The sequence below is a fragment of the Desulfovibrio sp. ZJ200 genome (assembly GCF_011039095.1).
Lineage (GTDB): Bacteria > Desulfobacterota > Desulfovibrionia > Desulfovibrionales > Desulfovibrionaceae > Desulfovibrio.
In genome coordinates, this window is sequence record NZ_JAAKEH010000078.1 from 1 (window position 1) to 6,435 (window position 6,435).

General features: G+C 46.9%; 9 protein-coding genes. 3 read left to right on the plus strand and 6 right to left on the minus strand.

Translation table 11 applies throughout. The annotated features are described in order from the left end of the window. The 6 genes from G7Y52_RS14085 to G7Y52_RS14105 all read right to left on the minus strand — a co-directional run. A partial coding sequence (locus tag G7Y52_RS14085) for a helix-turn-helix domain-containing protein (protein ID WP_165072974.1) occupies positions 1–295 on the minus strand: 295 nt, incomplete at its 3' end. Between the two features lie 188 nt (positions 296–483). After that, positions 484–897 carry a GIY-YIG nuclease family protein gene (locus G7Y52_RS14090; RefSeq protein WP_165072976.1) on the minus strand — a complete coding sequence of 138 codons (414 nt, stop codon included), beginning with the start codon at positions 895–897 and terminating at the stop codon, positions 484–486. Between the two features lie 42 nt (positions 898–939). After that, complete coding sequence (locus tag G7Y52_RS14095) at positions 940–1,278, minus strand: hypothetical protein (protein ID WP_165072978.1); 339 nt, start codon at positions 1,276–1,278, stop codon at positions 940–942. 52 nt (positions 1,279–1,330) lie between these two features. Further along, positions 1,331–2,284, minus strand: a complete 954-nt coding sequence (locus G7Y52_RS15110) for an Eco57I restriction-modification methylase domain-containing protein (RefSeq protein ID WP_206215325.1) — start codon at positions 2,282–2,284, stop codon at positions 1,331–1,333. 250 nt (positions 2,285–2,534) lie between these two features. Then, the gene (locus G7Y52_RS15115; RefSeq protein WP_206215326.1) at positions 2,535–2,843 is read right to left on the minus strand and encodes a hypothetical protein; all 309 of its coding nucleotides are present in this window, start codon (positions 2,841–2,843) and stop codon (positions 2,535–2,537) included. After that, positions 2,830–3,519, minus strand: coding sequence for an SAM-dependent DNA methyltransferase (locus G7Y52_RS14105; protein WP_165072980.1), 690 nt, complete (start codon positions 3,517–3,519; stop codon positions 2,830–2,832). Before G7Y52_RS14105 ends, G7Y52_RS15115 begins: the two co-directional genes overlap by 14 nt. 318 nt (positions 3,520–3,837) lie before the next feature. Here G7Y52_RS14105 and G7Y52_RS14110 point away from each other — a divergent pair, with 318 nt between their 5' ends. The 3 genes from G7Y52_RS14110 to G7Y52_RS14120 all read left to right on the plus strand — a co-directional run bounded on the left by G7Y52_RS14110 (position 3,838) and on the right by G7Y52_RS14120 (position 6,284). Further along, the gene (locus G7Y52_RS14110; protein WP_165072982.1) at positions 3,838–4,047 is read left to right on the plus strand and encodes a twin-arginine translocase TatA/TatE family subunit; all 210 of its coding nucleotides are present in this window, start codon (positions 3,838–3,840) and stop codon (positions 4,045–4,047) included. Positions 4,048–4,073: 26 nt separating this feature from the next. Next, entirely contained in the window at positions 4,074–4,505 is a 432-nt protein-coding gene (locus G7Y52_RS14115; RefSeq protein WP_165072984.1) for an ACT domain-containing protein, read from the plus strand. A gap of 576 nt (positions 4,506–5,081) precedes the next feature. Beyond that, positions 5,082–6,284, plus strand: coding sequence for an integrase arm-type DNA-binding domain-containing protein (locus G7Y52_RS14120; RefSeq protein ID WP_165072986.1), 1,203 nt, complete (start codon positions 5,082–5,084; stop codon positions 6,282–6,284). Positions 6,285–6,435 lie beyond the last annotated feature (151 nt).

Consider the following 6,435-nt stretch of genomic DNA (forward strand, 5'->3'; position numbering starts at 1 on the left):
GGATGGCAGCCAGGCAACAGGATTTATTAAAATGCTCTTTAATTTCCTGAAGCGTCATATCACCATTTTTATCAAGAAGGGCTTGCAATTCCCGAATCTCCTCGCATGAGAAACAACTTGGACGATGGCCATTGGGTTTGGCTGATAATCGTTGGTTTTCACGGTAAGCTCTGACCCAATTGCAGATGCTAGCCGGGGTATAACCTAAAATATCTGCCAATTGCCTGGCTGTTGCTTTTCCATCAAGATACGCATGAACAGCCTTGGTTCGGATTTCTTCAGATGCAAATTTCATCTCTGCAATCTAAACGATTTTTAAATAAAATAAAAGTCAAATTGCTCTAATACCCGCTTCATGCACATGGCTTTGGCAAGCTGATATGCGGCGAAAGCCTTGCCAAAGCGCATTTTGGCGTTCCAGAGAAATTTGGGCGTTTTGATGCCTTCCTGTTCAGCGGATTGAAAAATAGTTTTTTGTTTTCTTCACAGCCGCTTTTTGCTCCGGACGTATGGCAAAATTCTGGTCGCGATTTTCCCCATTCTCCGTGCGGGTGATACCTGCAAGCCATGCGCCCTTACGTCTTCAACGCCACACTTGAACCATTCACCATCAGGATTGGGAATGCCTTTCTTGCGCAATGCCGTATGAACGGCATGGTCTGTGAATGTGCCGCCATCCTCGTACATGGCCGATTCTGTAAAAACGATTTTGTATGGTGGTTTTGCGGGAGATTTGGTAGGATAATGCTCCGCCATGCGCTCAGGTATGCTTCGGGCAGTGAAGCCGACTTTCAGCAAGCCAGGGTAATGCGGGTCGGTATAAGCATAAATCAGGGGATTGCTTTTTGTCTTTGACGATACAAAGTTGTCGAGCTGGCATTTTATAAATGCACTCAAATTAATAGTTTTTATAAACAATTTACATAGATATAAAGGGGGCTAATTATCACCAAATTTCAATCCGCCATATTGCATTATCGCTTCTATTGCCTCATTTCCTCCTATTCTTGCCTCATAAGTTCTGGTTCCTTTCATGCAATGGGGTTGAAGGAAGGAGGGACAATTTTTTGCGCTGATAAGATATATACGGAATTCTTTGCCGAATTTCATAGGATAACCACCAGATGTAGTACCTGCAGTTATTGGATATGAATTTGATTGTTGCGGTTCAGAAGCAGGTATTTCCGCATCAATTTTACAATTATTTCTTAAAAATTTTATCACATTATTTTTTTGAGAAGTAGACAAGTTATTCCAATCACTTAATTTTAAGGTCATGATCCCCCCCTCATTTAGATAGATTATTTGATATAATATTGTATATTTAAATTTAATTTATCGTTTTATCAATAAATTCAATTTCACTTTGAGATAAATTATATTTTTGATAAAGTTTTATATCGTTAATATCTTGATTTAAATTTTGAATTGGCACAAAAGAAAAACAATTTTTTGTAATATGTTGTGATAATGCAACTTGTGCAACTAAAAATCTAACGAATTTTGTTTTTAAATAATTTTTTAGATGTATTGCTGATATCTCATCATCATATGAGCCGGCGACAAGGTATGTTTCTGAGCATACTGAATTTGGTGGTAAAACTTCGATAACAGACATAACTTTCCTTGCACCATCTCTATCTGCTTTTCCGGCATGATCATATGATACATACGAAATAATTGTTTTCCATTTTTTTATTAAATCCTTTCCAATACTAATTTTATCAGAAGAGTATTTTCCTATACCTTTGTTATAACGTAATAATAAATCACCATTTTCAATTGGAGTAATTGATGTATTTAGTCCAAATGGTTTCCTTGAACTAACTTGTGTATTCATTGTTGGTTCAGAAAATGAGCGTACTTTGCGTATAATGTTTGCTGCCTCCGCATATCGTATAAATACATTAAATTCGTTAATATTACGTTCAGATATTTGAATTTTACCGTTAGTTATATTTTTTATGGTACATTTTCCATTATAATTCTTGTCGCGTAAAAAATAACATATTCCACCAGCAATATCTACAGTGTCAAAACATTCTTTTGAATCAGTATAGTCTATAATAGTTTTAATGCAAGCATCGTTTAACATACTATCTCTAAATTCATCTAAACCTTTCCCTCCTGAAAACCAGCGAGAGGGAATAATCATACTTAAATAGTTAGGATTTAATTTTTTCGAATTACCAATAAATTTTTGATAGATAGGTTTCGCACTAGCCTTTGCTCCCCCATCACTCAACTGGTATGGAGGATTACCGATAATAACATCAAACTTCATATCTCCAAAAATCTCCTGCGGATTATCAGTATGTATGAATTCGTATGCGTGTGTTTCCAGTCCTTCTTCTCGTTCATATTGAGCTTGGGAAGTCCCGCAAAATACGCATTTGCCATTTTTCCAGGTATGCTTGGCATTTTGAAACGGATATTACCGGTGATATTGTCGAAGTGGCTGATAGAGAAAGTGAAATTGGGATATTTGGCGCAATAAAGCTTCCGGCGCGATAAAAGAGATGTTTCTGTGATGGCTATGCCGTAAACCTGACTTGCAGAATATGGTCAAGAGGTTTCTGTATATCTGGGAATTCTGTTTCCAGTCCTTGCACCAGCCTTTTGGTAATTTTGCGCAAAAATACACCAGATTTGCACACAGGATCAAGAAATTTTGTGCTGGAACTTTTGAATAATTCCTGCGGCAGCATATCCAGTATGGCATTTGCCACATTGGGTGGCGTAAAGACCTCGTCATTGCTCAGATTGACCAGGCAAGAAAGGACGTCCGGATTATGATTGACTTGTGGGAAGAGAGAATTAGCAAAATTTTCAGGATCGGCCATGCTCGCATAGCCTCCTGTAGTCTATTGGCGGATATTCAGGTTGTATGGGTTTGGGGAAAAATTCTTTTTTCTCCCAATCATAGCCGACATACCCATCTTCGACTGGTATACAGTTGCCTTTCTGTTTTTCATTGGCTTCAATCAGCTTATCCAGGCGAAAATCGCGGCGTTTGACCATACTTCCATCAATAAACGACCATTCCGCAAATATGATTGGCTCACCATTGTCCTGTTTCATGGTCAGGGCATCGCCACAGAGAATATTGACGGAGAGAATATAGCGGACTACTTCGCGGCAAATATCATGGGCATCCGTTCCGCAATTTTTTGTATAGGCGTCATTCCATATCGCAAAAAGCCGTTCGCGGCAGGATGCGGCATTGTCCGGCAACAGTTCCACGCCATAAAGGGACATCACGGCATTGACGGATGCCCGCTCGTAGTCAGGTCGCAAAAGCTGCGTTCCATATTTTTGCTTGCAGACAGCCAATTTGCGGGTGAGAATTTCGGCCAGAAATGCGCCTTCGCCACAAGCAGGCTCAAGAAAGCGGCTGTCTATACGGTTGCACTCGTCAGCCACAAGGTCGCACATGGCCTTGACTTCCCGCTTTGCGGTGAAGACTTCGCCATGGGCGGCCACGCGCTGCTTTGATTTTACCTGGGATGGTTGCGGCATTTTGCCCTGTTCATTCCCCCAAAATTGTTTTTTTGGGGAAAATCGTTTTTTATTTTCTTAAATAAGAAAAAAGTCCCTGTCAAACCTTCCCGGACGACAAGATTTTCCATGCCCCTCCTCACGCAAAATACAACCTTGTCAGACCATATTGGGGTTGTTTTTCCGAATGCTGCCAGCCTTCCGGTAAAAAGTGCTTTGAGGCATCTGATACCTTCGCGCCTCTTCAATGCCGACGCACCTTGACCTTGCGCCTGACGCGGCTTATGCTGTTTGCAGTAGATCGGCTTCAGGGCCCAACATCCAACGGAGGCTTGCCGCATGTTCGGCATTGGCATGCAGGAATTATTGCTTATCCTGGTCGTGGTGCTGCTTATTTTCGGCGCCAACAAGCTGCCGGAAATAGGGGGCGGTCTCGGTCGGGCCATCCGCAACTTTCGCCGCGCCTCTTCCGAACCGGACGAAATAGACATCACCCCAAAGGAAAAGAAGAACGACGCATCTTCCAAGGATGATTCAAACAAAGCCTGAGCGCATTGCCTGCTAAAGGATCCAGCATGAAAGCAGAACAATTGTCCGTTTTTCTTGAAAACAGGGCCGGTCGCCTCGCCGAAGTCACGCACACGCTGGCTGAAGCCGGCATCAACATCCGGGCGCTTTCTCTGGCCGATACGTCCGACTTCGGCATTTTGCGCATGATCGTCTGCGATCACGAAAAAGCCAAGAACGTACTCAAGGAAAAGGGCTTTACCCTCGGGCGCACCAGCGTGGTGGCCGTGGAAGTGTCCGACGTGCCGGGCGGGCTCGACGCAGTGCTGCAGCTGGTGTCCCGTAACGGCGTGAATGTGGAGTATATGTACGCTTTTGTGCAGCGCGATCAGGAAAGCGCGGTGATGATTTTCCGTTTCGACAAAGTCGATCAGGCGGTGGAACTGCTCAAAGCAAACAATTTCACCATAATTCCGGCTGACCGTCTCTGCTCCTACTGATTTTCCGCCCGGCGGGGTTTATGACGACGCAAAACCCTGAGGGCATTCTCTGAATTGATTCTTGCTTTACCCGCAGGCGAGCTTGGCGAGCCGTACGGATAAGATAGCATGTGGCTTGCAGCGATCTTTGTCCAAAAAAATTGTTGTGGTTATTCAGTATGCCGCTACCGCGGCGACGGCTGACGCCTGCCTTTCAGCTTCGCCAAACTGCGCTTTTAGAGCGTTTTGCTCATGAAGTTGCCTAACTTGTTTCAGGAAGTCCAAAGATGTCTGATTAGCATGTAATTTCAATATGTTAATCAGACATCTTTGCCTTATCCCATCCATCAAAATCCACCTGCATCCACAAAAACCGTTGGTAGACGTGTTGGTAGTCTTTTGGTAGGTCTGGGCTGTCAATGACGGCGTTTCCCAAGGTCGGGCAGTGCTGTCCCCGACCTTGGGAAACTGAGCGGGGTTCCCCTCTCAGCTACCGGCATATTTCTTGTAATACCTTGTATCAAAAGGATTTTTCAGAAATATGTTGGTAGCAGTCAGTCCAGCCGTACCAAGAAACACCACTCTGGAGGTGGATGGATGAAACTGACCGACACATTCATACGGCATGTCATAGCCAACGGCAAGATTCAGAAGCACTCGGACGGCGGGGGCCTGTTCCTCTACGTCACGCCCATGGGCAAAAAGTCGTGGCGGCTGGCGTACCGCTTCGCGGGCAAGCAGAAGCTTCTTTCCCTTGGCCCGTATCCGTCCGTGAGCCTGCGCGAGGCACGGGAAAAACGGGAAGAGGCCAAAAAGCTGCTACGGGAACATATCGATCCCAGCGAAGCCCGACGCCAGGCCAGAGAAGCGGCGGCGGAAGCGGCCCGCAATTCTTTTGAAGACGTGGCGCGCGAATGGTGCGCCAAATACTCGCCAAAGTGGGTTCCCTCATACCAAAAGGCGGTCATCCGCATCATGGAGGAAAACCTCTTCCCCCACATTGGCAAACGTCCCATCAACGCTATTACCCCAAGGGAACTGCTGGCCGTTCTCCGGCGGGTGGAGGAACGGGGTGCGTTGACCATAGCCCACAAGGCGCTGCGTGATGCCGGACGGATTTTCCGTTACGCCGTTGTCACCGGCAGGGCGGAACACGACATTGCCGCCGATTTGCGCGGCGCTCTCGCCCCCACGGTCAACGGCCACCATGCGGCCATCACCGAACCCGTTGCCGTGGGCGAACTGTTGCGCAAAATCCACGCCTATGAGGGGAACTTTTTCATCTCCCGCGCCCTGCGCCTTGCGCCATTGGTGTTCGTCCGGGCCAACGAGCTGATCCGCGCGGAATGGGAGGAAATCAACCTTGAGGCGGCGGAATGGCGCATTCCGGCGGAACGGATGAAGATGAAGCAAATCCATGGCGTACCGCTTTCGCGTCAGGCCCTGACGATTTTCCATGAGCTGCATGAGAAAAGCGGCGATGGACGCTTTGTCTTTCCTGGCAACCGGGCGGGAAACGACGGCCCCATGTACAGAGGAGGCCCGTTGCGCGTCCTGCGGCAACTCGGCTGTGCCACCGGCGAACATACCTTCCACGGCTTCCGGTCAATGGCGTCCACCCTCCTGAACGAGCTTGGCTATAACACAGACTGGATAGAGCGCCAGCTTGCTCATTGTGAGCGCAACGGCGTCCGCGCCGCGTACAACTATGCGGAGTATTTGCCGGAACGGCGACGCATGGTTCAGGAGTACGCCGACTACCTCGACACATTACGCGAAAAGGCACGACAGACAGCATAAAAGACAAGACACGCGCCCGCCGCTCCGTTCCAAAGATTCCATAATGCGGCGTGACCGAGGCATGCCCCTTGATCGCGCCGTTTCTTTTTTCCATCCCGCCTGTGCTTCCATGTTCTCCAGTTTCGCCAACGCCACCGGGCCGGGCTGTCTT